The organism is Pectobacterium jejuense, from assembly GCF_026800125.1.
Classification (GTDB): Bacteria; Pseudomonadota; Gammaproteobacteria; order Enterobacterales; family Enterobacteriaceae; genus Pectobacterium; species Pectobacterium jejuense.
Genome location: NZ_JAPQKX010000012.1, coordinates 12892 through 37057, shown reverse-complemented (window position 1 = coordinate 37057; position 24166 = coordinate 12892). Strand labels below are relative to the sequence as shown.

Genomic DNA, 24166 nt, shown 5'->3' with positions numbered 1-24166 from the left:
CATGAAAAAGTATCCGTGAAATCATCAACAACAATTGGCCACGGCCTTACTTCCAAAACTGTCGTGAGGCGTCATAAAACGCTTTCCAGTCATCGCTGCTTTTTGCCCTTTCTCGCGCCACGTTATCAACGTAGTAGCGCATACGTTTGGCATCATCAGGATTATCCTTTAATACCACGCCGATAATCTGGCGTGCGATGGCGCCCGCATTCAGCGTGCTATCGCCCAGATAATGCGCCTCAAGCGCGGAGGCATAGGCAATGTTGACCGCTTCCGCACTCGACATCACCGCATCTGGCGTTTTGATGCTGCCGCCGTCGCGCGTATTGCCCGAGCGCAGTTCCTGGAATGTGGTCACCAGCAGTTCAATGACGCTCGGCGGCACGGTGACAAGCGCAGCCAGATCGCCCAGTTCACGCGTAAGCTGCGTTTGAATAAGCGCAATCTCGAATTCAGGGTCTTGAATCGGCCTCACGGTTTCAAAGTTAAAGCGCCGTTTTAATGCAGCTGACATTTCATGTACGCCGCGATCGCGCAGGTTCGCCGTGCCAATCAGGTTAAAACCGGGCTTAGCGCTTATCCGCCCTTGCTCACCCATTTCAGGAATCATCAGCTGTTTTTCAGACATCAAAGAGACCAGAACATCTTGTATTTCCGGCGGGCAGCGGGTGATCTCCTCAAAACGGACAATCCTGCCCTGCATCATTCCCTGATAGAGCGGTGAACCGATCAGCGCCCGCTCGGTGGGGCCTTCGGCCAGCAGCAGTGCATAGTTCCATGAATACTTGATATGGTCTTCCGTCGTTCCCGCCGTGCCTTGAATGGTCAGGCCGGAATCTCCCGAGATCGCCGCCGCAAACAGCTCAGACAGCATGGATTTCGCGGTGCCGGGCTCGCCAACCAGCATCAACCCCTGTTTCCCCAGCAGCGTCACAATCGCCCGATCGACCAACGCGTTATCGCCAAAAAATTTCGCGGAAATATCTAAGGCCTCGTCACCCAGAATAAACTGGCGCACCGCACGGGGTGAACGCAGCCAGCCCTGCGGCTTCGGGTTATTTTCGTCCGCTTTGGTCAGGCGGGCTAATTCATCAGCAAAGCGGATTTCGGCATGTTGACGCAGCACATCGTTGGCTGCCAGTGAGTGTTTTTCCATGTTCGTGTCTCTGTTCGCCACAAAATAATGAACGAAGCCAGCACAAGGCGTACTGGCTCCATAAGCGGATTACCAAGGCGTTTTGTTTTCCCAGTCGGCATCGTATCCCGAACAGGCTTCTGCGGCTTTCAGGTAATCGGCATAGCTTTCTGCCAGTAAAATGGGCGGGACATCCTGTAATGCCAGATTGTTACGATCCCAATAATTTTGCTGATTTTTCTCAAAGCTCAAATCAAACAAGACCGCCGGAATATTTTCTTCTGGCACGTAGCTACCGCTAAACCCAATATTGACGTACACATTCAAGCTACTAAAATGCTTGTAATAGTGGCTAAACGACCCACCATCTTCCGCTGGCGCACGCTGATATCCCATCTTGGTTAAGACGCCGCGCAGCGTGAACGTATCAGTCAACCACCCTTTTTTATCTTCAATTTCAACCAATTTACGATCGAGTTCAGGCAGCATGTTCGCCATCTGCGAGAACAAGAACGCCACTTTATAATCCTTAAAGTGCGCGAGCCAGGCTTCACGCGTCTCGTTATCGACAATCGCAGCATGCGCAAGTTGAATCACCGAACCGTTCGATAATTCCACTTCATCGTCTTCAAGATTAATTAAGCAGCCGTCATCCGTTGGCCTGAAGGTATTGATCACCTGCTCATCTTTCACTTCTTGCCACACCAAGCGCTCAATCAGCGGGCGCATCACGGGATGTGCCACGATGTAAGTCTGCCAGTCCTCACTCGACCATTGGCGCTGAGCACACATCGATTCATACAAGCGTGCGGTTTGCAGGTCGATCACCTGTTTCAGCTCTTTTTTGCTCGATGAGAACAGCTTTTTCGCTTCTTTTATCTGCTCTTCGTTATCCGTTTTGCGCGCTGCAGGCAGAGCTTTGATCTCTTTGCCTTCCGGGTTCAGGAGCACCAACTTCTGTTTGCTGTCCATGCGTGCGGTAAAGGTGCGCTCGCCGTATTCCAGCACCAGCGTGCCCGTTTCATCCAACCCCGCCGTCGGGATCGTGCGGTCAGCCAGCTCATCCGCGCTCCAGCCATTGCGATCGGCAATCTCTTTAACTAGCTCACGCGCCTTTTCCTGAATCGCCGCAGTACGGTAGCGGCGTGAGAGTGAGAGTAATAATTGGATAATGAGCGGGTCGTCGCTAATCGCCATCGCGCTGATCATCGCTTCGATTTGTGAACGACGCTGATAATGGTCACGCGTGTAATTGCGTAATGCGGAGACAGCAACATGGCCCTCAATACGACCAATCAACGCCAACATACCTTTATCCGCGATGGCAGAACCTAAATAGCGCCGCAGGACTTCATTCTTTATTTCCTCAGCCGCCTGTTCCAGCGTGTAATGCTCATATTTTTGGTAATACTCAGGGTAACGCTCCAGATAATACTGATACGTTTTTAAACGTGCGGGCGCATCTTTATGCGCTTCCGACATCGCGTCTTCCAGCGACGGGTTTTTTACATCCTGCGTGATAAACGCATGTAAAATAAAGTGGCCCAGCTTATGCTGACTCTCTTTGGCTAATAACCCGACATAGCGTTGCAATAACGTGTTACCCGCGGGCATTTTTAATTTCACCGCCAGAATTATCCACCATTTGATAATGTCGGCATCGACGGCCTTGCCGTTTTCCCATTTCAATGGCGGTATCGCGTTATAGTCAAACCAGCTCATGCTCGCAGGCGGGCTTGCTTTCAATCCTTTCAACGCTTCGTCACGCAAGACCTTTTCGGATAAATACGGTGAAATATCCTCACCAAACTGCTCTAACGCCGCTAGCAATGCGGCACGGACGGTTTCTCTCTTCTCTTTTTTTAACAATGCATAAAGCGGCGCGATGCTGTCTTTATGTTTTATCCGCGCAAGCCATTCAATCGTAGTAATACGGATTTCTTGTTTCGCAGAATGTAGACTTTCCTGCGCATTCACATGCACATTCGGCAATTTTTCAAGCAACTTCTGCGCACTCACGCGGAACGTTTTATTCTCGCCTAAGGCCAGTTCCATAATGCGCGGAATAAACTGCGCGGGGATAACAGGGAATTTATCAAGCAGCTCAAAGGCCTGACCCAATTCAAATTGGCGATATCTATTGTCGCTCTTATTCGGCAATAGCCCCAACGCTTCGGCGATATAGTCTGGGTGTTGAGAGAAAAAAGGCCAGAGCTGTTCCGGTTTAGGAAATAGTCTCAACCCATGGTTATAAGACTCTAAACATAACGAGGCGGTGATCCGTGCAGGCTCTGGGCATGCCAGCGTCTGCAAAACCCCTTCGATTTGTCGTAGTTCCAATCCAGCGATAATATGAGTGGGCGTTTCATGTTCTATTCGAGCAGTGACTAGATTGAAGTGCGTATGCATGTTGCCAAAAATAACTCTCATGGCATGATAAAACGTAAAATCAGGAAGATTGCTAATACGTTTTTTATGTTTAATGATGCTAATATCTTCACTAGACAATTTATTATTACCATGATTAAGTTTATCAACCAAAGCACGGCAATGTTCGGCACTCAATTTTTTTAATTTAGCATAATGTTCTTGCGCCCATTTATATTTGTACGCATTCGTTTTATTTTGTTCTATTTCTTTTTCCGCATTTATTCTTGCCGTTTCCACCATCTCAATCAGGTTTTCGACAAGAATCTCTTTTGCACTTTCAGGCAACGGCGTATCAGCCAGCAACGTGAGTTCGGGTAATTCAGGGAGTGCCATATCCTGTGCCGTATCAACAACGTCAAAACGTGTAATGGCACTTTCGATACTTTTTATCACTGCCTTACTTTTTTCTAACTGTAACGCCTGTTCTAAAATATCTTTATTTTCGCCCTGACGAGCAAAGAGATCGGCAGCCTGAGATCTCTGTTTTGGCGTGCCGTTAAATAGGATATCACTCAGATGAGCTTTGACATCATTCGCGGGAAGAGTATTCAGCAGCGGTTCAGCTTCACTGCGCACCGTTTTTTTCTGATCCATTGCTAATTTAACAATGGCATCTGAGAAAAAAACACGCAACGCTTCACGGTCGGATAAATATTTCAGGAACTGAACCTGGCCGGGTGCAGAAAGTTTGTCCACTAGCGTCGTGCGGATAAACTGTGCATGATTTTCGATATATGATTGTAAATCAGGGAGTTCAAAGAAAATCTCTAACTCCGAGCTATAGTATTCACCTATTTCCTTCCGATCAAAAATAGCAAATAAAATATTTTCGCCTTTCTCATCGTGCTGCTCACTGGCAACCATTTCAGCGAGAAATTGAACGTTCCAGCCAGCACGGTGCTTTAATTTCAGCTTTTCATTCGATGTGCTTTTCAACGTAGTGGCCAGCGCATCACAGAGCAAATAAACCATCCAGTTTGGTACTTCGTCAGTTATTATTTTTATATTTTTATTCTGACATGCCGCAGCTAATACTTTCGCAAAACGTACCGTTTGTTCGTTTGTTAACCCTTGCCCTACCATGGAATAGAGTTTATAACGCGCATTCCTTGCCTGCCGGATTATTTTATTATATTCACTGGAATTAAAACTATTATTTTGAACATAGTACCAGTCAACCGACCCCGGCTTGTCCAGCAGGACGATTGTTTTATCAGAATCTAACTGATTTAAGGTATAAAGAACCTCAGATTCGGTGCCCGTCATGACATAATGAAATATTTTCTTCGGCAACGTTTTATCAAGTTCGGCAAGCGGCAAGAGAGATTCTTGCAGCAACGTTTCCGTCGGCGTTACTTTCTTATCACCAAAAATCGGTAACAGATCGAATAATTTTTTTATCATGTCAGCACCTGGTTATGTATAGATAAACAGTAATTTTTTAACATGATTTGTGATTATTCTCAATTTCAAAATCCATCTTTTTTTACAAATTTTAATTCCGATTATTGTGATTTATATAGTGAATAAATCCAATTTATTTGAATCTTATCCAAAATTTCAGGTGAAAATAGAATTGATTGAAAATATCGCAATATTAATGAAAACATCAAGAATTACGTGGCTATTTTCAGATAAAAAAACCCGCCGAAGCGGGATATTGTCAAGCCTGTTTCAGGTATTTATTTTCCTGACAATCTTCCAGATACTCATACAAGATGACCAGTGCACCTTTATCAGTATCCAGTGACGGATGAGGACGATGCTTCCATGATGTCATTTATTGAAGTCAAATTATGAGGCTAGGCACGTTATCTACTTTAAAAAACCCCAAAAAACTTCCATCGTGGATAGGGGGGAAAGGCAGGAATAGTGTACAAAACCCCCACACATCAATATGAAAAATAAATATTCATTTTTAATTCCCACAGATTTACTACTTCGAAAAAATCACACTTTGCTGCGGTGCTTTTCATAATTCATCTAGCTGAGTATACCTGCATAGCGTAGAAAATATTATTCACCCGTATTATAAGAGTGTCTTATATTTATTGTTGATCTATTAACACTCACATTTAAAGAAAATTTATTGCACATTGATCGTACAAGTTCGCAGAACCAATCCGGTGCGGTTGGTGATATTCTTATCTCTTTTATTAAATCTTTTACATTAACATTAATGAACGTACCTAGATCTTTTCTTTCTTCATTGATATCCGACGAAGGATTATATCCTATGATCCTCACTTCACGTTCATAAGAATAAAAATCTGTCTTGTGCATATACTGGGCAAGCATATGCTTGTGTTTAAAGTGTTCATCTTCGTACATAAGATATTCTATTTTAGCAATTAAAATTTTATATCCTTGTTTTTCGGCTATGTTCTTTTTTATATGGTCAACATCAGTAATGACGCAAACGGCACAATCATCTTCTCCGTAGATCTTCCACATAGCCATACTTTCACGCTCATTGCTGTGCCAACAACATACATCAACAAAATCTTTTTGTTTTTCATAAAGCTCTTGATGACTAAAATTTTCTTTTGGGATATCACCAAAAACAGTATGATACGGTTCATCTTCAATTCGCTTCAACATACCGCTACTGATTCTATGCTTTTCTTCCCTTTCTTCAGGCGATTGTCTTTCAGCTGTAGGTATTGTGTGGTTGACTATAATGTCAAGCGTAGAGGCGAAACCATCACTCAAAATTTCATCGATAGCAGTAAACCCTCCCTCTAATTTATCTTCAAACAAAGATGTCTTACACAAAAAAAGCTCTTGTTTATCAAGTAACGCGATAAACTTTGCAAAATTCATATATCTTTGTAATTTAACTGTTCCATTTAAATCTCCAATTATTTCTATATCCATACATGTCAATCCTTATTCAAATTTGATTGAACTGATTATTTAAATTCATTCAAAGATAATATATTCATCGTATTATCACCAACATAAAAAGCTCGAAGCTGTTAACTGTCACAAGTTTTTTCTCTGTCTTAAATCTCCTCTTTACGACTTGATGCGAGTTCTTTCTTTTTAACGAGCGTACTAGGCCGTGCAGCCTCGATGATACCGTTCGATACGTCGAAATAGTGGCTCACAACATATGAACAGAGATACCTCCCTCCCTCAACGCACCAGGTTCCTCTACTCGCACGCACACGCAAATAGCACGTTTTTATGCATGTATGCAGTAAGGTAAGCCCGCGCCAGATTTTGCATGGGAAAGGAATAATAGCATCAAAAAATTGTGCGTTGTCGCGCGGAATTTGGCAGTAATCTTCAGATAAAAAAACCCGCCGAAGCGGGTCACAGAAATATAATCAAAGGATCATTTGCTCTGGGCGGCAATGATAAACCTCAGACAATTTCTCTCGGGTTTTTTTCTGAGGTCGTGAGTCTTTCGCTTCCCATTGCGAAACCGCTGATTGTGTTGTCCCTAGCTTTTCAGCTACATCATATTGTGATAATCCGCGATGGATACGCCATGCCGCAAGCAAGCTAACATCATCACGGAACATAATTTCTACCACATCATTAGGCACGGTTTCGTTGTCATACTCATCGGCAACATAAGGAATATCCTCATAGCCTGAATCGCTATCAGACAGCAGTTTTTCATACTCGCTGATAGGTAGAACAACAAACTGAGGCTGGCCGTTCACATCATTGATAAATTGTGGTTTTGACATAATTTCATCCGGGTGTCAGTGAGTCGCGGTGTATGTCATCAGGAAACTGGCGGGTTACCCAACCTGATAATTAGTAAGTCGTTGAGGTTCTGCGTTTGACCGCCTGAACCTCACAGATAACAGGCTCGCCTTTAACAATCCCGAAAATTACTCTGTAGTCTCCCACTCGTAACCTGAATTTCCCCGCTTCACCCTTCAGCGCCATAATGTCCAGGTTTACGGCAGGAAAACTGCGTAGTTCAGCAACTTTCTCACTTATGGTTTCCTGATATCTGCGGTCTATCGTTAAACGTTGCTTCAACGCCTTCCTTGTCCAGATGACCTTTACCATCAGTTTCCTTGATTTTTTAAACTGCATATCCGCTTAGAATGAACAAATAATAAGATAATTAACTAATCAAGACAATCAACATCTAATTAAAACCTAATCGCCAAGCGTTTATATCTATCCTCATCACAGCGAGCCATTTCGCTGGTGCGGAAAATCATCTATATGAAGTCAAAACACGCTATCCGCCTTAAAAAATCCCAAAAAAAAGCCCTCCATCATGGAGGGCAAAAAGACAGGGATGGTGTCTATGGCAAGGAAAAACAGGGTGTGTACCTACTACACATTACTACTCGGACTGCACTACGCTTACTACAGACTACTTACTACACTAGCGCTACTACTCGGGATTACTTGTTGTACCTGGTGCCGGCGCGGCCATCTGGTTAAACATGGATATCTGTTGCTGCATCTCTTTCATGCGTTGCTTATGCTTCAGCTCTAATATCTCTTTCTGCGCTGGCGTCAGCAGGTTATACATTTGGTTGCGCACTCGGGTCATCTGAATCTGACGCTCAAGCTGCACACTCATCATTCGTGTTATCTGCGCTCGCACCGCCGCTTCATCAAACGTTTCTGCCGTCACCAGCTTATGCATGGCTTTAACATCTTCGGCATTAAACGCCGGTTTGTCCTGACGACTCTGGTGCATCAAATCACGCATTTGCTGACGCTGTTGCTCAGTCAGCCTCACGCCATCGAACATACCTTGCTGGCCGGGTGCGCCTTTTGTGGCGGAATCATCGATATGCCAGCCGCTCGCCGGGGCGTCTCCACTTTCTGCTGCAAAGGCGGTAAAAGTGCCTAACATAAGCAGTGAAGCAAGAGATAAGGTTGCGAACTGTTGCATCAATAACTCTCCAGAGCGGTACGTCATTTTGTGAATCAATGAACAGGAGTCTACGCATCTTGCTGCAAACATGCGTCAGAGGATGTAAAACTACGTAAAGTCATGGAATAGCGCTAATCTATGTCGTATTTTGCCCTTGGAGGTAGAGAAAACATGAATAAAATTCTGCTGGTTGATGACGATAGAGAGCTAACCGCTTTACTGAAAGAATTGCTCGAAATGGAAGGTTTTAACGTCGTTGTCGCCTACGACGGCGAGCAGGCGTTACAGGTATTAGATAACACCATTGACCTGTTATTACTGGATGTGATGATGCCGAAGAAAAACGGTATCGATACATTAAAAGAACTACGACAGCAGCATCAAACACCGGTCATTATGCTGACCGCCCGCGGCAGTGAATTAGACCGCGTTCTTGGTCTGGAACTGGGTGCCGATGATTATCTGCCGAAGCCCTTTAACGACCGGGAACTGGTGGCGCGAATCCGCGCGATTCTCCGCCGTTCCAACTGGACCGATCAACAACAGGCGGGTGATAACAGCGCCCCGACGCTGGAAGTCGATGGCCTGCGTCTGAATCCCGGACGGCAGGAAGCCAGCTTCGACGATATCGTGCTGGATCTGACGGGCACCGAATTCACGCTGCTCTATCTGCTGGCACAGCGGCTAGGACAGGTGGTTTCACGCGAACATTTAAGTCAGGAAGTGCTGGGGAAACGGCTGACACCGTTTGACCGCGCGATCGATATGCATATCTCGAACCTGCGACGTAAATTGCCAGAACGCAAGGACGGTCTGCCTTGGTTTAAAACGCTGCGTGGACGAGGCTATTTGATGGTATCGGCTGCATGATCAATAGTTTGACCGCTCGTATTTTTGCCATTTTTTGGTTAACGCTGGCGCTGGTACTCATGCTGGTTCTGATGGTGCCCAAGCTGGACTCACGCCAGCTTACCGCCTTGCTGGAAAACGAGCAGCGGCAGGGCATCATGCTGGAACAGCACATTGAGGCAGACCTCGCCAACACGCCAGCCAACGATCTGCGCTGGTGGCTACGGCTGTTCTGGGTGTTGGAGAAGTGGGCTCCGCCGGGACAGCGCCTTTTTCTGGTCACCAGTGAAGGCCGGATCTTCGGCGTAGAGAAGCATGAAACTCCGATTGTGCGTAATTTTATCGGGCTGTCGGATAACGCCGATCATCCGCAAAAGAAAAATTACGGCCGCATTGAGCTTCTCGGTCCTTTTGCGATCCGCGATGGTGATGACAACTACCAGCTTTACCTGATTCGTCCTGCCAGCAGTCCGCAGTCCGATTTCATTAGTCTGCTGTTTGACCGTCCTTTGCTGCTGCTTATCTTCACCATGTTGATCAGTTCACCGCTGCTGCTCTGGCTTGCCTGGAGTCTGGCAAAACCCGCACGTAAGCTCAAACACGCGGCCGACGAAGTTGCCAAAGGCAATTTACGCCAGCACCCTGAGCTGGAGTCTGGCCCGCAAGAGTTTCAGGCGACGGGCGTCAGCTTTAACCAGATGGTCAGCGCGCTGGAGCGGATGGTTACCGCACAGCAACGCCTGCTGTCGGATATCTCTCATGAGCTGCGTACGCCGCTGACACGCTTGCAACTGGCGACAGCGCTGCTGCGTCGGCGTCAGGGTGAAGGCAATGAGCTGAACCGCATCGCGACAGAAACACAGCGGCTCGACAGCATGATTAACGATCTACTGGTGCTCTCACGCAATCAGCACAAGAACGAACTGACCCGTGAGTTCCTGCGTGCCGATGAACTGTGGGGCAATGTGCTAGACGATGCCGCCTTTGAAGCCGAGCAGATGGGGAAAACGCTGGAAGTGCCCTATCCTCCGGGGCCGTGGACGCTCTTTGGCAACCCAGCCTCGCTCGACAGTGCGCTGGAAAATATCGTGCGCAACGCGCTGCGTTATTCTCACAACCACATCGAAGTGGCCTTCTCGGTGGATAATCAGGGCATCACCATCAAAGTGGATGATGATGGCCCCGGTGTGAGCTCGGAAGATCGCGAACAGATTTTCCGTCCCTTCTACCGTACGGACGAAGCGCGTGACCGCGAATCTGGCGGCAGTGGTTTAGGGCTTGCCATCGTAGAAACCGCCATTACGCAGCACAAAGGCTGGGTAAAAGCGGAAGACAGTCCACTGGGCGGATTGCGTCTAATCATCTGGCTACCGCTGCATCAGCGGTAAATCAGGCAGGCACTTTTCCCACCACCAAGTTTCCTTCTATAACACGCTCTCAGGTGCCCGACATGGGCACCTGTCACTTTCTGTTTATCTTCTCAAGGTTATACTGGATTGAGTTTTTTAGGCGATTGCGTAGAGTGATCGCCACTCATGCCGAAAACAGGCAAGACCCGTGTTGAATGAAGGATACAAACCATGAAAGGAGTAACGCTGCTGGCTGGCGTACTGACCGCGTTAATGAGCAGTCAGGCATTCAGTTCCAGCGATGGAGTGTGCGGCTTTTCCGACTCGGAATGTGGCATGTCCGCCCTGCCCTATTTGCAGCCGGGCAACGACACACGTGCTAACCTGATGCTGCTGCAAAGCCGTCTCCACAGCATGTCGCTTCCGTTACCCCATCCTTTACCCGATCAAACACGTTCACGCATCGACCCTTTTACGGCCTACCGGGTCATGGGAATTGCCGCCACGGAAGGGGTTCCGACTGCTGACTCAGGAGAGGATGTCACGGCTGATGCGCCTTACCTCTCGACGCTGAATAAAGCGAAGCGGCTGAATCTTCCTTTGTCCGTTCAGGGCACGATCTCCACGTTTTCGCCTGACGATAACGAAGGACGCCATATTTCCAACGAGCTTTCCACGCTGGAAGCGTTTTTCGACGTCCTGCTGGCTGACACACAGCTCACCGAGGAACAACGCACGGTGCTGGCACATCAGCGGGTGAATCTCCTCAACCCGCTGTATACCAAAGACGCGCTGAACGAAGGTCTTGCAAGCCTGCCAGACGAAGGACATGCCGGTGCGCTCACTCATTATCTGTTCGCGGCGCTGGCGTTTTATCAGGGCCACTTCGATGAGGCGGAAAGCGGCTTTCAGGCGTTAACGTCTTCACCGCAGCCGTGGGTCGCGGAAACGTCGCGCTATATGTTGATTCGCGTAGCGATCAATAAAGCGATGGAAAACGCGCTTGATGAATACAACATGTTTGATGCCAGCAAAGCCGATAAAGCGGCTGCACAGCTGGCCGTTCAGCATATTGGTGACTATCTGAAACAGTATCCAGACGGACAATACATCGAGTCCGCTAACGGGCTGTACCGCCGCGCTTACTGGATTATGGACGATGTGAATGCCTTAGCGACAACGTACCAACACGAGCTGGACAACACCGCCGACGTCGAAGCACTCCTTGAATTGAGCGACGAGATCGACAACAAGCTGCTGGAAAATCGGCAGTTTACCAGCGCACCGGGCAGCCCACCGTTGACGATGGTGCAAGATCTTAAGCGCTTGCGTTCAGATGAAGGCTGGCTGGCATTACCCGCCTTATCCGTTGACGAACTGGCCGCGCAGAAACCGCTGTTTGAAAAAGACAACATGCAGGATGCGTTCAGCTACCTTCAGGCCGCACAGCTGTTTTATGGTCAAAAAGATTACGCCGCCGTGGTTAACAGCGTTCCCGCGACGCAGGCGAACGATCTGACCGATACCGTACGTTTCAGCCTGCAAGTCTTACGCGGTCGGGCGCTGGTGCGTCTGGAGCGCTGGGATGAGGCAGAAGCGCACTGGCGTCAGCTGTTAACGCGCAATATGGGGTACACGCAAAATCAGTTCCTGCAACTGGCGCTGGCGGAAACTCTGGTCAAGGCAGGCCATCCAGAGCGGATCTTTGCCGCCGACAGCCCGGTGAAAAACCTGCGTTTCCGTTCCGCCGTACTGAAAGTTAGCGCCAACGCCGATCTGCTGCGTCAGCAAACGGGCCCGCAGCAAACCCACGAAGAACGGGCTATCGCGCTGCATACGCTGTTAACCAAGTCGCTGACCCACGGTGATTACGCCAGCTATCTCAAAGATGTTCAGTTGAGGAAAGACATTGCGCCGCTGGTCAGCAGCGAAAATCAAAGCTGGAATCAGGAAGATTTGACGGCATTTGACTGGGACGGCAGCGACACCGAAGAAGACTATCAGTGTCCAGCGCTGAATGACGTGGTCACGACGCTGAATCAACGTCCTAATGACGCTCGTTCGATTAACTGCCTCGGTGAATTTTTCCTGCGCACCAATAACAGCGTAGGCTTCGACTGGGGTGAAGGCAGCATGTTGAGCGGACTCACCAACGCGCCAACGCAGTTCGTCGGCACTGAATATAATCGTCTGGATGGTTATATGCGGGTGATTGCCGATCCGAAAGCACCACCGGAAGACAAAACCTATGCCTTGTATCGCGCGGTCTACTGCTATGCGCCGAGTGGCTATAACGACTGTGGCCCACAGGACATCAGTAAGGCAACCCGCAAAGCCTGGTTTACCCAACTGAAAACCAAGTACAAAGGCAGCGTGTGGGCAGACAAGCTCGATTATTACTGGTAACGCCGTTAGTCGTGTTGGCCGGCCTGTTTTCATTCTGTACGCAGGCCGCTTCCGTTAACGTTGCACCTTCAACCGCCAACGCGGTGCCTGCCATCGTTGATGCTACGCGCTATCAGGATTTCTGGCTGTGGGCGGCGGTAAGACCGCAGCCGATCCTGCATCAGGCACAGACGCTGTACCTGCATCAGGGTGAAGTGGCGCGCCGTCAGGGTAAAGTCGTGTTCCTGCGTCAGGGGATTCCGCCTAGCCAATTGCGCGTTAACCGCGTCTGGCTGGCTTTCCGCATGACCACGCTGGAGCTTTCCGATCGCCACCTGAACCGGATATTAAAATTACGGGAAAAGTGGCAGCGTCAGGGGAATCAAGTTGCGGGGATTCAGATCGATTTTGACGCGAAAAGCTATCAGTTGGCAGGCTATGTCGCATTTTTGACGCAATTACGCGAGCGTTTGCCCGAAGATTGTCAGCTCAGTATTACGGGGCTGCTCGACTGGTCGAAAACCGGTGATGTGTCGGCGTTGAACCGCTTACAGGGCAAGCTGGATGAAGTGGTGGTGCAGACCTATCAGGGGCGCAGCACCATTACCAATTACGCCGAGTACTTGCCCGCGCTGATGAAGCTGACCCTGCCTTTCCGGGTCGGTCTGGTACAACACGGCAAGTGGGAACCGCAGTGGCAGCAGCGCCTTGCCACTTCACCGTATTATCGCGGGGAAGTGGTGTTTCTGGTGAATCCGCCACTGAAAAAATCCGCCAACAGTAGGCTGTAGCAAACCATAGCTACAGGCAACCGCCGAAACCATTTTGCCGCCAGGCTTCATAGCTGATGATCGCCACGGCATTCGACAGATTCAGGCTGCGGTTATTAGACTGCATAGGGATACGGATACGGAAATCCGACTCAAAGCCGTTGCGAATCTCATCTGGCAGACCGGACGTTTCCGATCCAAACAGCAATACATCACCTGGCTGGTAGGTCGGCTGATCGTAGGGACGGCTGCCTTTGGTGGTACAGGCGAAGATGCGTTTACCGGGAACCGCAGCCAGAAAGTCTTGATAGTTTTTATGACGACTGACATTCGCCAGATCGTGATAATCCAGCCCCGCGCGGCGCAGCTTTTTCTCTTCAAAATCAAACCCCAGCGGTTCAATCAAATGAAGCGTACAGCCGTTGTTGGCCGCCTGTCGGATAATATTGCCGGTGTTCGGTGCAATTTGAGGCTCATAGAGCGCGATATGGAACATGAGATAGCGTCAACCACGAAGAAAAATTCCGCCGCAGTATAACGCATTCCCACAGGGCAACCCAAAACCTGTACACAGGATTGCGGATTACTCTGCACGACGTTTTCATCCACAGCGATTACACTTAAGTGAATACATCAGGATAATGTGCTGATGAAAACACGATGCGGGCATACAGCCTGTGTGGAGGTTTAAATGAAACACCCTAAGGCATTATTGGCCTGTGCTGTGCTGCTCGGCCTGCCGCTTCTGGCAAGCGCCAACACGCCGCAAGCGCCCACGCAACAGCAGCAGTTTGAGAGCGGCATCAGCAGCCAGAAACAGTTGCAGCAGAATATGCAGCAGAGCCAAAAATTGCAGCAACAGCAGTTGAATCAGCAGCTCCAGCAGCGCAATCAGCAGTTGCAGCAACAGCGCCAGCAGCAGCTACAGAAGGATTTAGAGCGCTCGCAGAGAACCACACCACCGCCGCCAATTCAACAGAACCCCTAATCAACGGGTCTACTCTTTTGGTTTTTTTACGCGCGTAAAGAATTACGCTGAGGTGGGCATGACCGCCGGATGAGCGGTATGGACACCGCGAAAGCCTGTGCCGCGCCGGGAGCGCGTCACAGGCGGTCCGAGTAGCGGGCATGAACACCGAAGGTACCGCAAAGCGGCGTGATTCCCCGCGAAAAGCCGGGGGTCACGGGGCGGCGGCGATTGAGCCGCACCGTGTCGGGTGCATTCGACAACGGTTGCAGAAAACCACGAGAACTACCGCGCACGAAACATTACATAACACTAACAGAGTGCCTAACCGCAGACTTCCTCAGCCAAGCATGGCTGACTATAACCGCACACCCATCAGCGTCAGAATCAACGGCGTGGTTAATGCCGCCATCGCCGTTGATAGCAGCAGGCTTGATGCCACCGGGCCGCCCAGCACATCGAACTGGCGCGACATCAGATAGACGTTGACGCCTACCGCCATCGACCCCAGCAGCACGACCGCTCGCGTTTCCATTTCCGGCAGGCCGAGCGCAATAGCGATCCCCCAGATCACCAGCGGCTGTACCAGCAGCTTGATCACGCAAATCACCGTGCTGATCTGCCAGCCGTCACGCACGCGATATTCCGCCAGCCCCATTCCCAGCGCCACCAGCGACAGCGGCGCGGCAATCTGCCCCAGCATGGCAAGCGGCTGATCGACATACGACGGCAGCGGCAGGCCCGTCAGGCTGAATAAGGTTCCGGACAGAATGCCGATAATCAGCGGGTTCTTCAGCACACCCAGCGCGGTTTTGGTAAAGCCCTGTAGCGACAGCGCTCCGTTACGCGCCCATTCCACCGACACCGTCACCAGCGTCCACAAAATAAGCCCGTTGAACACCACCACCAGCGCGACCGACGGGATCGCCTCTTCGCCCAGCATCAGTGTGGCAATCGGCAGCCCCAGCATCACGTTATTGGAGAAGATGCCGCTCAGCGCAAACAGCGAACCGGAGACGCCATCGAGATGAAAGACTTTGCGCGCCACGATACGGCCCAGAACAAACACCAGCAGGCAGCCGCCGAAAAAGGCAATCAGAAGTCGGGCATCCACCACCGGACGTTTAGAAAAATCCGACATCAGGCGGAACAGCATGGCGGGCATAGCGACAGAAAAGACAAAACGCGTCATGCCGTCGGTCACGGTGGTCGGCCATTTACCGTAGCGAATCAGGCTATAGCCGAGCGCGATAAGAACAAAGAGGGGTAACGACAGAAAAATCTGGTGCCAAAGCGAAACAATAAATGCGGGCATGACGCCACTTCCTTATTACCGGCACCAAGTCAGAAAGGAGATCGCCGCATTATCTTTATTGCGACGATATCAATATCGCCGCAGCACGCTATTACGGGAAGGAGGCAAACCTCAGCCGGTCGCGAAGTTAGCCCCAATTAAATCTATCCGGTCAGTACAGATACAGTCAACGCCCCAATCCAGCAAAGTTTGCGCGCGATCGGGTTGGTTGACGGTATAAACCAGAATGCGCAAACCCGCAGCTTTCAGCGCCGCGACGCGTTCTGCCGTCAGCAGTTTGTGATTCAGATGGATGGACACACAACCCAGACGCTGCGTTAACTCCAGCCAGTCCTCTTCCCACTCATCCAGCAGCAGCCCACGCGGCAGTTCCGGCACCGCTTCCTGCGCCGCTTCCAGGGCTTCGATAGAGAACGATGACAGCAGCGGTGCAACCGGATGATCGGCCCACAGTTGGCGCGCCGCCAGCGCAATCACCCGCCCGGTTTCTATTTCATATCCGGTGGTGGGTTTAATTTCGATGTTGGCCGCCATGCCGTACTGCACACAGCGTTTTGCCACTTCCGATAGCAGCGGCAGGCGTTCACCGACAAATTTATGGCCGTACCAGCCGCCGACATCCAGCCCGACCAGCTTGTCCCACGGCAGTTCTCCTGCAATGCCCCAGCCGTTGCTGGTGCGCTCAAGTGTATCGTCGTGTAAGAGGAAAATCTGGCCGTCCTGCGACAGCTTGGCGTCAAATTCGATCATCTTGTGACCGAGGCCGGCACCGACATCAATCGCCGCCAGCGTGTTTTCCGGTGCCAGTGAACCGCCGCCGCGATGGGCGACAATGCTCGGGTAAGGCCAGATTGTTTCCATTATTCCATCCGTAATCCGCTTTGCGAATCAAACAGGTGCCATGATGACGTCGGTAAGTGTAGCCAAAGCGTCGAGCCGATCGCGGGGCAGTGCTCATAAGAGAGCCGCGCGATCACGTTCTGCCCGCCCCACTTACCGTGCGCTAAATTGTCCGCGCCCAGCAGTTCGAGTGTTGAAATCTGCAACGGGATACCGCCGGTTTCGCTCGTCGCCAGCTGAATATGCTCTGGTCGAACCCCCAGCGTCAATGCTTTACCGCGCCATTGCGGCTTCGGTTCAGGCAGTGCCAGCGCAATGTCGCCATCGATTTCAAAGCGGCAGCCATCATCGCTAATGCGACCTGACCACAGGTTCATGGCCGGTGAACCAATAAAGCTGGCCACAAACAGCGATGCCGGGCGGCGATAAATCTCAGCCGGCGCACCGATTTGCTCGGCGATCCCTTTGTTCATGACGATAACGCGCTGCGCTAGCGTCATGGCTTCAACCTGATCGTGCGTGACGTACAGACTGGTGGTTTTCAGGCGCTGGTGCAGCTGTTGTAATTCGAGTCGCATCTGTACGCGCAGTTTGGCATCCAGATTCGATAACGGTTCGTCGAACAGGAACACCGCCGGTTCACGCACAATCGCCCGCCCCATCGCCACGCGCTGACGCTGGCCGCCCGATAGCTCACGCGGTTTGCGTTGCAGCAGCGGCATCAGCTCCAGAATTCGCGCCGCATCTTCCACGCGCTCGCGGATCTGCGCCTTACCAAAGCCACGGATTTTCAGGCCATAAGCCATATTGTCGAACACGTTCATATGGGGATAAAGCGCATAGTTCTGGAACACCATCGCAATACCGCGATCTTTCGGTTCCAGATTAGTGACTCGCTGGTTATCAATGTAGATATCACCGCTGGTGGTGCGTTCAAGGCCAGCCACCATACGCAGCAACGTCGATTTACCACAGCCTGACGGCCCGACCATCACCACGAACTCGCCGTCCGCAACGTCCAGATCGATAGGTTGGATAACCTGTGTTTTGCCATCGTAAGACTTGGTGACGGCCTGAAGTTTTAAACATGCCATAAGCGTTTCCGAAATTCGTCTCGATTTATTTTTCGCTGTCGACCAGACCGCGAACGAACCAGCGCTGCATCAGTAGCACGACCAGCAGCGGCGGCAACATGGTCAGCAGCATGGCCGCCATTACCTGATTCCACTGTGTAGCCCCATCGCCGGAGGCAATCATGCTTTTAATCCCGGCGACGGCGGTGCCCAGATCGGCATCGCTGACAATCAGCAGCGGCCACAGGTATTGGTTCCAGCCGTAGATGAACGTGATCACGAACAGCGCCGCCAGATTGGTCTTCGACAGCGGTAACACCATGTCGAAGAAGAAACGCATCGGGCTGGCGCCGTCGATACGCGCCGCTTCCATCAGCTCATCCGGCAGCGTCATAAAGAACTGGCGGAACAGGAAGGTCGCGGTCGCCGAGGCCATCAGCGGCAGCGTTAAACCGGTGTAGCTGTCCATCATGTCCAGCCGCGCGATCACTTCTACCGTCGGGAAAATACGCACTTCCACTGGCAGCATCAGCGTCAGGAAAATCATCCAGAAGAACAGGTTGCGCAGCGGAAAACGGAAATAGACGATGGCGTAAGCGGACAGGATCGATACGGTGATTTTGCCGATCGTAATCGCCAGCGCCATCACGAAACTGTTAAGCAGCATCAGTCCGAACGGCGTGGTGTTGTTGCCCGCACCGTGCAGCCAGATATAACGCAGGTTTTCCCACAGATGAGAACCGGGGATGAGCGTCATCGGAGCCTGAAAGACTTCCTGATTATCCAGCGTGGCGGCCACAAACCCCACATACAGCGGAAACAGTACGGCGAGAATGCCGACGATCAGCATGACGTGGCTGAAAATATCTAACCCGCGACGATTCTCAATCATTGGCATTGACCTTGTAGATTCATCTTCATTGGTAATTCACCTTCCGCTCAACAAAACGGAACTGAATCACGGTCAGCCCGATAACCAGTATCATCAGTACCACCGACTGCGCTGCCGAACTGGACAGATCCAGCCCTGCGAAGCCCTCACGATAAATTTTGTAGATCAGCGTGGTCGTCGACTGCACCGGTCCACCGGCCGTCGCGGCATCGATAATCGGGAAGGTATCGAAAAAGGCGTACACCAAATTGACTACCAGCAGGAAGAAGCTCACCGGTGAGATCATCGGCAGCACCAGATTGAAGAAGCGCCGCACGGGGCCAGCACCATCAATTGCGCCCGCTTCCACCAGCGAACGAGGAATCGATTGCAACGCGGCAAGGAAGAACAGGAAGTTATAGCTAATCTGTTTCCATACCGACGCCAGTACGACTAAAAACATCGCCTGACCGCTGTGCTGCGCGTGGTTCCACGTATAGCCCAGCAGCCCGAGAAAATGGGTGATCAGCCCCAGACCGGGGTTAAACAGGAACATCCACAGCACGGCCGCGACGGCGGGGGCCACGGCATACGGCAGGATGATCAACGTCTGATACAGGCGGCTGGCACGGATCACGTAGTCCACCAGCGCGGCCAGAAAGAGTGAAATCAGCATGCCAAACCCTGCTACCAGAAAGCTGAATATCAGCGTGGTGTAAAACGAATCGAGGTAGTAAGGGTTATTGAACAGCTGTCTGAAGTTTTCCATGCCGACAAATTCGCTGGATAACCCAAACGGATCGAGATTCTGCACCGAATACCACAGCGCCTGACCAGCAGGCCAGATAAAGAAAATTACGGTAATCAGCAGTTGGGGCAACACCAGCACGTAGGGCAACCAGCTGCTGCGAAAAACGGGGCGGGATGATGTCATGCGGTAACTCATTGAAAACAGAAAAGAAACAGGCCGATTCCCTTCGGCCCGATATTGCTCAACAGAAGCGTATTACTTCGTCGATTGTTCAAAGCGACGCAGCAGCGCGTTACCGCGTTCTACTGCGCTATCCAACGCCTGTTGTGGCGTCTTCTTATTTGTCCATACGCTTTCTAATTCTTCATCCACAACGGTACGAATTTGCGGCATGTTGCCCAAACGCAGACCTTTGGTGAACGGCAACGGTGGCTTGTTCAGCATCTGACGCGTGGCAATATCCGCACCTGGGTTTTTCTCGTAGAAGCCCTGCTTCTGCGTCAGTTCGTACGCCGCAGTAGTGATTGGCAGGTAACCGGTTTTCTGGTGCCATTCAGCAGCATTTTCCGGCTCAGCCAGGAACTTCATAAACTCAGCGACGCCTTTGTAGGTCGCGGCATCTTTACCGCCCATCACCCACAGGCTGGCTCCGCCGATAATGGCGTTCTGCGGTGCGCCTTTCGCATCGGCGTCATACGGCATCATGCCGACACCGTAGTTGAACTTGGCGTGTTCCCGAATATTCGCCAGCGAACCGGAAGAGGCCGTCGTGATAGCACAGTCGCCGTTGTAGAATTTCTCAGTCGGCTCATCCTTGCGCCCGAAATAGGTGAAGTCACCCTTCTTGTTCATGTCCTGCAACAGTTGGATGTGCTTAACCTGCGTTGGTTTGTTGAATTCCAACACAGCATCGGCGCCGTCAAAGCCGTTATTTTTGCTCGCAACCGGCAGACCGTGCCAGGCGCTGAAGTTTTCAATCTGAATCCAGCCCTGCCAGCCGCTGGCGTAGCCGCACTTCATCCCGGCTGCACGCAGTTTGGCAGTGTACTCGGCCATTTGCTGCCAGGTTTTCGGTGGCTGTTCTGGATCTAAACCCGCCTTCTTGAAGGCATCTTTGTTGTAGTACAGCACCGGCGTGGAACTGTTAAACGGCTGCGACAGCAGGTGGCCGCTCTTCGCATCGGTGTAATAACCGGAGACGGTCGGCACAAACACCGACTCATCGAAATTAATGCCAGCATCTTTGAAGACTTCATAGACTGGCTTGATGGCTTTACTTGCCATCATGGTCGCCGTACCGACTTCATAGACCTGCAAAATGGCGGGCGCATTCCCAGCGCGGTAGGCCGCAATCCCGGCAGCCAGATTCTGCTCGTAGTTGCCTTTATAGACCGGAACAATTTTTACATCGCTGTGCGCTTTGTTAAAACGGTCAGCCAGAGAATTCACTTCTTTCCCTAATTCGCCTTCCATGGAGTGCCAGAAAGGAATTTCTGTCGCGGCCTGCGCACTGGCGCTCATCAGCGCTAATGCCACGCACGCCGCGGCGGTGCGAATAGCATGTGTTTTACGAATAGTGTTGTTGAACATGCCTGTCTCCTGCAATCAATTAAATGCGCCATCATCACGGCGTTTTTTATGCGAAGGTAAACATGACATGAGCGCATGACAGAAAAATAACTGGAAGATGACGGGAAAGTTACAAGTAAGGGAGGGAAAGTTCTAAATTTTAATTGGATAGAGTAGCATCAGGGGCTGCACTGGCGAGGGATCAAAAGCGAATTTAAGATAGAAATTGCGCACGTTCTCATCCAGAGCGTGAACGACTAACGCCCTCACACCCACTTGCAAAGCAATATTCTCAGTCCGAAATATCGCGTCTTTTAATAAAGCCACACCCAAACCTTTACCAGAATACGCCTGATCAATGGCAAGCCGCCCAAGGACAATAACTGGTAGTGATTCGGGGGCATTACGCCTATATGCACCAGGCGCGGTATTTCTCTGAACACTACCTGTTGATAAACAATAATATCCAATCACCTGATGTGTGCCTTCAGCGCAAATAACATATACGCGGGAGATCCCTGCACTATGATTTTTTAGCGCTTTCTTTTTTAGCCATTCATTCAAACTCGGTTCTTGGCTGCAAAATTCAGCAAGATTATGGCCGGAGGATAATGGCTCTGGTGCAGTTATTCCCATGGAGATTTACGGCTCATCAGATCGTTAATGCGAGCCTGACGCTCTGCGGTGATAGGTGCATCCAACTCGGCCAAAAATTCGTCAAACTGTTCGTTGTCCAAAATAAACAAACGTTGATCCAACAAGATGTCCTGCGCCTCGCGACAGGCGGCTTCAAGCATAAAATCGGTACGTGATTTTGATACAAGGTTTGCAGCCATATCGATCAAGTCCCGCTGGGAGGCTTTGGCCCGAATATTGATTGGCGCTTCTTTGGTTTCAGGTTTCATCATCATGCCTGTGTAGTGAATCTCTATACAACTATACATGACGTGTACAAAAATGCTACACACCGGAACATCACCCATACATTCAAACGCACTGCATACCCTACTCAGGGCTATTTTCGTATGACATCAACGATAACGGTTTTAGGATCGTTGATGATTCCTATATGTATCGTTTTATCTGAATTCGTAGACTTCCAATACTCACCCGTAGAGTCTGTGTAGCTCAGCGTAAAACCAAGCGACGCTAGATAGCCGCGTATGTTTGTCGCGTCATTGGTGTTTTGAAACGTAATATTGCTGACTTCCAGCGCAGGGCCATCAACCGTTGCATAGCCAAAATCATAGACAGGAGAAATGCGCGGGCAATTTTTAATGATATCGTCCGTAAGCATTTCATATCGTCGGGCGTCCTGTTCCGTATAGCGAGAACTCCCCTCCGTCAGAATGACTAATGCAGGCCAATAATAGATAAGCGGCAAGGCAATTAGGATCGATATACTTAGCAGTATGCTTATTTTTCTTTTCATATTATAAAACATTCGCAGGAAGAAAGTCGTGGAAGCTACATGAACAAAACCGTCAGCGAATTCCAGCTTCTATAACAACGAAAGCTGGAATCACTGGCTTATTTATACATCCAATTCGATAACAGGCAACAACGTCAGACAACCATCAGCAATCTTTATCGTTACATTTTTCCCCGTTTCAAAGCCTATTTTTGACTTGGAAAATAATAGGATGATGATTCCAATATCACTTGACTTAATCCACTGCTATACGCTGACATATTGTAATAAATTCATCGATTTCTTGATAAGTTAAGTCAGCAGAATACATTTTGTCAGCAAACGTATCTAGAGAACCAAATATCCCTAACACTTCATCATCACCAATGCCATCTAAATTAATCACACCGTGATATTTCCCATTAATATATTCACGACCACCAAATAAATTAAACTCAAAACATAGTGAACTAAGATTATTTCTAATTTTAGCCACAGAACCAGTTTTGTCCTCAAACTCTATTGCCTGCCATGTCATTCCATAAACAAGCTCAAACAATTCATTGTCATTACATTGCTTAGATATAAAGAATTTTATTATTTTTTTAGGATGCTGCTCAGTCAAAACATAAAGGAAAGACTCTAATGAGTGCCCTGCATGCCTTTTCTTACCGCTTCTACCAGAAGATGTCTCCATTGTTCCTTCCAGTAATTTAGTGATCTCATCTTTCTTATTCAGTTCCATAGATTTCAATAAGAAAAACAACGTTCTAAAATCAAAAAACTCTTCATTTACTTCTATTTTTGAAAGAAGGAAAGCAGCCAAATCATAATGATTAAGAAAGATATTATTGGACTCGTTATTAACTCTATTCTGGCCTGCCTTTTGTAGTCGTTCAAGAGCGATGTTACCACTGAGCACAAGTCCATTAATTTCATCTAATATCATGAGTTCTTCATAAGATAAGTCCCCTTGCAATGGTTTATAGATCAAATCATGCTCAACCTCAGACCATGCATGCATAAGTACAGATGCCACTTGTATCTCAACGCAATGATTATTCCCATAACGGCTTTCATCATTAAGGGATACTCTAAAATGAACAGCGGAGTAACCATCAAAAACCTTTAAGTATTCACCTATCTTTTTTTTACCTTCAGACTCTGGAAATCGTTTTACTTTATGGATTTTAAAATTTTTCTTTATTATCTCTTCTACCGTCTTCATATCACCAGGGAAGTAAAGAGCAACTCTTACACCAGCGAGATCTACTATATCCTCATAAATATCGTTAACTGTTTTATAATTTTTCTTTCCGTTTCTATCCTCTAATTTAACATCAAGTCGTGATGTAGACTTCGCACGAGATGACACAATAGTTCTAACACCGTATCTAGATAGCTCATTTTTTATTTTTCTTTCTATATTTACCGCTAAGTTCTGATAGAAATCGAACTCTTTTTCATATCTGGAAAGAAATTCATTAATTATTTTCGACATTTACTCTCCTAGAAAGGTATATCTACCAATATCCATTAAAATCTATGGCCTTAAAATATTTTTCCTAGTTTCATCCTTTACTCAGCTGT

At 49.3% G+C, this 24166-nt stretch carries 22 protein-coding genes; 5 read left to right on the top strand and 17 right to left on the bottom strand.

The genetic code is table 11. The annotated features are described in order from the left end of the window. Positions 1-46 precede the first annotated feature (46 nt). The 6 genes from NXT09_RS19385 to cpxP all read right to left on the bottom strand — a co-directional run bounded on the left by NXT09_RS19385 (position 47) and on the right by cpxP (position 8444). Positions 47-1156, bottom strand: a complete 1110-nt coding sequence (locus NXT09_RS19385; RefSeq protein WP_268580914.1) for an AAA family ATPase — start codon at positions 1154-1156, stop codon at positions 47-49. 69 nt (positions 1157-1225) lie between these two features. Further along, a complete protein-coding gene (locus NXT09_RS19380) occupies positions 1226-4969 on the bottom strand; it encodes a DUF4132 domain-containing protein (protein WP_268580913.1) in 3744 nt (1247 codons plus the stop codon). A gap of 612 nt (positions 4970-5581) precedes the next feature. Continuing rightward, a complete protein-coding gene (locus NXT09_RS19375; RefSeq protein ID WP_268580912.1) occupies positions 5582-6442 on the bottom strand; it encodes a DUF2971 domain-containing protein in 861 nt (286 codons plus the stop codon). Between the two features lie 455 nt (positions 6443-6897). Beyond that, positions 6898-7266, bottom strand: coding sequence for a helix-turn-helix domain-containing protein (locus NXT09_RS19370; RefSeq protein ID WP_268580911.1), 369 nt, complete (start codon positions 7264-7266; stop codon positions 6898-6900). Between the two features lie 70 nt (positions 7267-7336). After that, positions 7337-7597 carry a type II toxin-antitoxin system RelE family toxin gene (locus tag NXT09_RS19365; protein WP_268580910.1) on the bottom strand — a complete coding sequence of 87 codons (261 nt, stop codon included), beginning with the start codon at positions 7595-7597 and terminating at the stop codon, positions 7337-7339. A 337-nt stretch (positions 7598-7934) separates the two neighbouring features. Continuing rightward, positions 7935-8444, bottom strand: a complete 510-nt coding sequence (gene cpxP, locus NXT09_RS19360) for a cell-envelope stress modulator CpxP (protein ID WP_205549648.1) — start codon at positions 8442-8444, stop codon at positions 7935-7937. 153 nt (positions 8445-8597) lie between these two features. Here cpxP and cpxR point away from each other — a divergent pair, with 153 nt between their 5' ends. The 4 genes from cpxR (at position 8598) to NXT09_RS19340 (ending at position 13800) form a co-directional block, all read left to right on the top strand. Beyond that, the gene (cpxR, locus tag NXT09_RS19355) at positions 8598-9296 is read left to right on the top strand and encodes an envelope stress response regulator transcription factor CpxR (protein ID WP_010281574.1); all 699 of its coding nucleotides are present in this window, start codon (positions 8598-8600) and stop codon (positions 9294-9296) included. Further along, positions 9293-10663 (top strand): envelope stress sensor histidine kinase CpxA, encoded by a 1371-nt coding sequence (cpxA, locus tag NXT09_RS19350; protein ID WP_268580909.1) that lies wholly within the window; start codon positions 9293-9295, stop codon positions 10661-10663. The genes cpxR and cpxA overlap by 4 nt, the downstream gene beginning before the upstream one ends. 192 nt (positions 10664-10855) lie before the next feature. Next, positions 10856-13030 (top strand): PA5441 family protein, encoded by a 2175-nt coding sequence (locus NXT09_RS19345; protein WP_268580908.1) that lies wholly within the window; start codon positions 10856-10858, stop codon positions 13028-13030. Further along, complete coding sequence (locus NXT09_RS19340; RefSeq protein WP_240584246.1) at positions 13000-13800, top strand: DUF3142 domain-containing protein; 801 nt, start codon at positions 13000-13002, stop codon at positions 13798-13800. The genes NXT09_RS19345 and NXT09_RS19340 overlap by 31 nt, the downstream gene beginning before the upstream one ends. Positions 13801-13810: 10 nt before the next feature. Here the strand turns inward: NXT09_RS19340 and NXT09_RS19335 are convergent, their stop codons facing one another. Then, positions 13811-14275, bottom strand: a complete 465-nt coding sequence (locus tag NXT09_RS19335) for a tRNA (cytidine(34)-2'-O)-methyltransferase (RefSeq protein ID WP_268580907.1) — start codon at positions 14273-14275, stop codon at positions 13811-13813. A gap of 195 nt (positions 14276-14470) precedes the next feature. On the opposite strand from NXT09_RS19335, the gene NXT09_RS19330 reads away from it, so the two are divergent. Continuing rightward, complete coding sequence (locus NXT09_RS19330) at positions 14471-14767, top strand: hypothetical protein (protein WP_268580906.1); 297 nt, start codon at positions 14471-14473, stop codon at positions 14765-14767. A gap of 337 nt (positions 14768-15104) precedes the next feature. On the opposite strand, the gene NXT09_RS19325 is transcribed toward NXT09_RS19330, so the two are convergent. The 10 genes from NXT09_RS19325 to NXT09_RS19280 form a co-directional block, all read right to left on the bottom strand. Next, entirely contained in the window at positions 15105-16061 is a 957-nt protein-coding gene (locus tag NXT09_RS19325) for an AEC family transporter (RefSeq protein ID WP_268580905.1), read from the bottom strand. A 111-nt stretch (positions 16062-16172) separates the two neighbouring features. Continuing rightward, positions 16173-16922 carry a glycerophosphodiester phosphodiesterase gene (gene ugpQ / locus NXT09_RS19320; RefSeq protein WP_268580904.1) on the bottom strand — a complete coding sequence of 250 codons (750 nt, stop codon included), beginning with the start codon at positions 16920-16922 and terminating at the stop codon, positions 16173-16175. Continuing rightward, entirely contained in the window at positions 16922-17995 is a 1074-nt protein-coding gene (locus NXT09_RS19315; RefSeq protein ID WP_240584243.1) for a sn-glycerol-3-phosphate import ATP-binding protein UgpC, read from the bottom strand. Before NXT09_RS19315 ends, ugpQ begins: the two co-directional genes overlap by 1 nt. 25 nt (positions 17996-18020) lie before the next feature. Then, complete coding sequence (ugpE, locus tag NXT09_RS19310; protein ID WP_010281598.1) at positions 18021-18866, bottom strand: sn-glycerol-3-phosphate ABC transporter permease UgpE; 846 nt, start codon at positions 18864-18866, stop codon at positions 18021-18023. A gap of 25 nt (positions 18867-18891) precedes the next feature. Beyond that, positions 18892-19779, bottom strand: coding sequence for a sn-glycerol-3-phosphate ABC transporter permease UgpA (gene ugpA, locus NXT09_RS19305; protein WP_010303217.1), 888 nt, complete (start codon positions 19777-19779; stop codon positions 18892-18894). Positions 19780-19851: 72 nt separating this feature from the next. Further along, positions 19852-21186: a sn-glycerol-3-phosphate ABC transporter substrate-binding protein UgpB gene (gene ugpB, locus NXT09_RS19300; RefSeq protein WP_268580903.1), complete on the bottom strand. Its 1335-nt coding sequence runs from the start codon at positions 21184-21186 to the stop codon at positions 19852-19854. Between the two features lie 132 nt (positions 21187-21318). Continuing rightward, on the bottom strand, positions 21319-21801 hold the full coding sequence (locus tag NXT09_RS19295) for a GNAT family N-acetyltransferase (RefSeq protein ID WP_039545981.1): 483 nt from the start codon (positions 21799-21801) through the stop codon (positions 21319-21321). Beyond that, on the bottom strand, positions 21792-22070 hold the full coding sequence (locus NXT09_RS19290) for a type II toxin-antitoxin system TacA family antitoxin (RefSeq protein WP_039521400.1): 279 nt from the start codon (positions 22068-22070) through the stop codon (positions 21792-21794). Before NXT09_RS19290 ends, NXT09_RS19295 begins: the two co-directional genes overlap by 10 nt. Positions 22071-22180: 110 nt before the next feature. Beyond that, entirely contained in the window at positions 22181-22597 is a 417-nt protein-coding gene (locus NXT09_RS19285) for a hypothetical protein (protein WP_268580902.1), read from the bottom strand. Positions 22598-22832: 235 nt separating this feature from the next. Next, positions 22833-24077, bottom strand: coding sequence for a GTP pyrophosphokinase (locus NXT09_RS19280; RefSeq protein ID WP_268580901.1), 1245 nt, complete (start codon positions 24075-24077; stop codon positions 22833-22835). Positions 24078-24166: the final 89 nt, after the last annotated feature.

Excerpts from the sequence above, each read along its gene's own strand:
- ugpQ (WP_268580904.1), bottom strand. The coding sequence starts at position 16,922 with ATGGAAACAATCTGGCCTTACCCGAGCATTGTCGCCCATCGCGGCGGC.
- NXT09_RS19295 (WP_039545981.1), bottom strand. The coding sequence starts at position 21,801 with ATGGGAATAACTGCACCAGAGCCATTATCCTCCGGCCATAATCTTGCT.
- NXT09_RS19375 (WP_268580912.1), bottom strand. The coding sequence starts at position 6,442 with ATGGATATAGAAATAATTGGAGATTTAAATGGAACAGTTAAATTACAA.
- NXT09_RS19335 (WP_268580907.1), bottom strand. The coding sequence starts at position 14,275 with ATGTTCCATATCGCGCTCTATGAGCCTCAAATTGCACCGAACACCGGC.
- NXT09_RS19380 (WP_268580913.1), bottom strand. The coding sequence starts at position 4,969 with ATGATAAAAAAATTATTCGATCTGTTACCGATTTTTGGTGATAAGAAA.
- NXT09_RS19290 (WP_039521400.1), bottom strand. The coding sequence starts at position 22,070 with ATGAAACCTGAAACCAAAGAAGCGCCAATCAATATTCGGGCCAAAGCC.
- cpxA (WP_268580909.1), top strand. The coding sequence starts at position 9,293 with ATGATCAATAGTTTGACCGCTCGTATTTTTGCCATTTTTTGGTTAACG.
- cpxR (WP_010281574.1), top strand. The coding sequence starts at position 8,598 with ATGAATAAAATTCTGCTGGTTGATGACGATAGAGAGCTAACCGCTTTA.
- NXT09_RS19385 (WP_268580914.1), bottom strand. The coding sequence starts at position 1,156 with ATGGAAAAACACTCACTGGCAGCCAACGATGTGCTGCGTCAACATGCC.
- ugpB (WP_268580903.1), bottom strand. The coding sequence starts at position 21,186 with ATGTTCAACAACACTATTCGTAAAACACATGCTATTCGCACCGCCGCG.
- ugpE (WP_010281598.1), bottom strand. The coding sequence starts at position 18,866 with ATGATTGAGAATCGTCGCGGGTTAGATATTTTCAGCCACGTCATGCTG.
- NXT09_RS19280 (WP_268580901.1), bottom strand. The coding sequence starts at position 24,077 with ATGTCGAAAATAATTAATGAATTTCTTTCCAGATATGAAAAAGAGTTC.
- ugpA (WP_010303217.1), bottom strand. The coding sequence starts at position 19,779 with ATGACATCATCCCGCCCCGTTTTTCGCAGCAGCTGGTTGCCCTACGTG.
- NXT09_RS19325 (WP_268580905.1), bottom strand. The coding sequence starts at position 16,061 with ATGCCCGCATTTATTGTTTCGCTTTGGCACCAGATTTTTCTGTCGTTA.
- NXT09_RS19315 (WP_240584243.1), bottom strand. The coding sequence starts at position 17,995 with ATGGCATGTTTAAAACTTCAGGCCGTCACCAAGTCTTACGATGGCAAA.
- NXT09_RS19370 (WP_268580911.1), bottom strand. The coding sequence starts at position 7,266 with ATGTCAAAACCACAATTTATCAATGATGTGAACGGCCAGCCTCAGTTT.
- cpxP (WP_205549648.1), bottom strand. The coding sequence starts at position 8,444 with ATGCAACAGTTCGCAACCTTATCTCTTGCTTCACTGCTTATGTTAGGC.
- NXT09_RS19365 (WP_268580910.1), bottom strand. The coding sequence starts at position 7,597 with ATGGTAAAGGTCATCTGGACAAGGAAGGCGTTGAAGCAACGTTTAACG.
- NXT09_RS19345 (WP_268580908.1), top strand. The coding sequence starts at position 10,856 with ATGAAAGGAGTAACGCTGCTGGCTGGCGTACTGACCGCGTTAATGAGC.
- NXT09_RS19285 (WP_268580902.1), bottom strand. The coding sequence starts at position 22,597 with ATGAAAAGAAAAATAAGCATACTGCTAAGTATATCGATCCTAATTGCC.
- NXT09_RS19330 (WP_268580906.1), top strand. The coding sequence starts at position 14,471 with ATGAAACACCCTAAGGCATTATTGGCCTGTGCTGTGCTGCTCGGCCTG.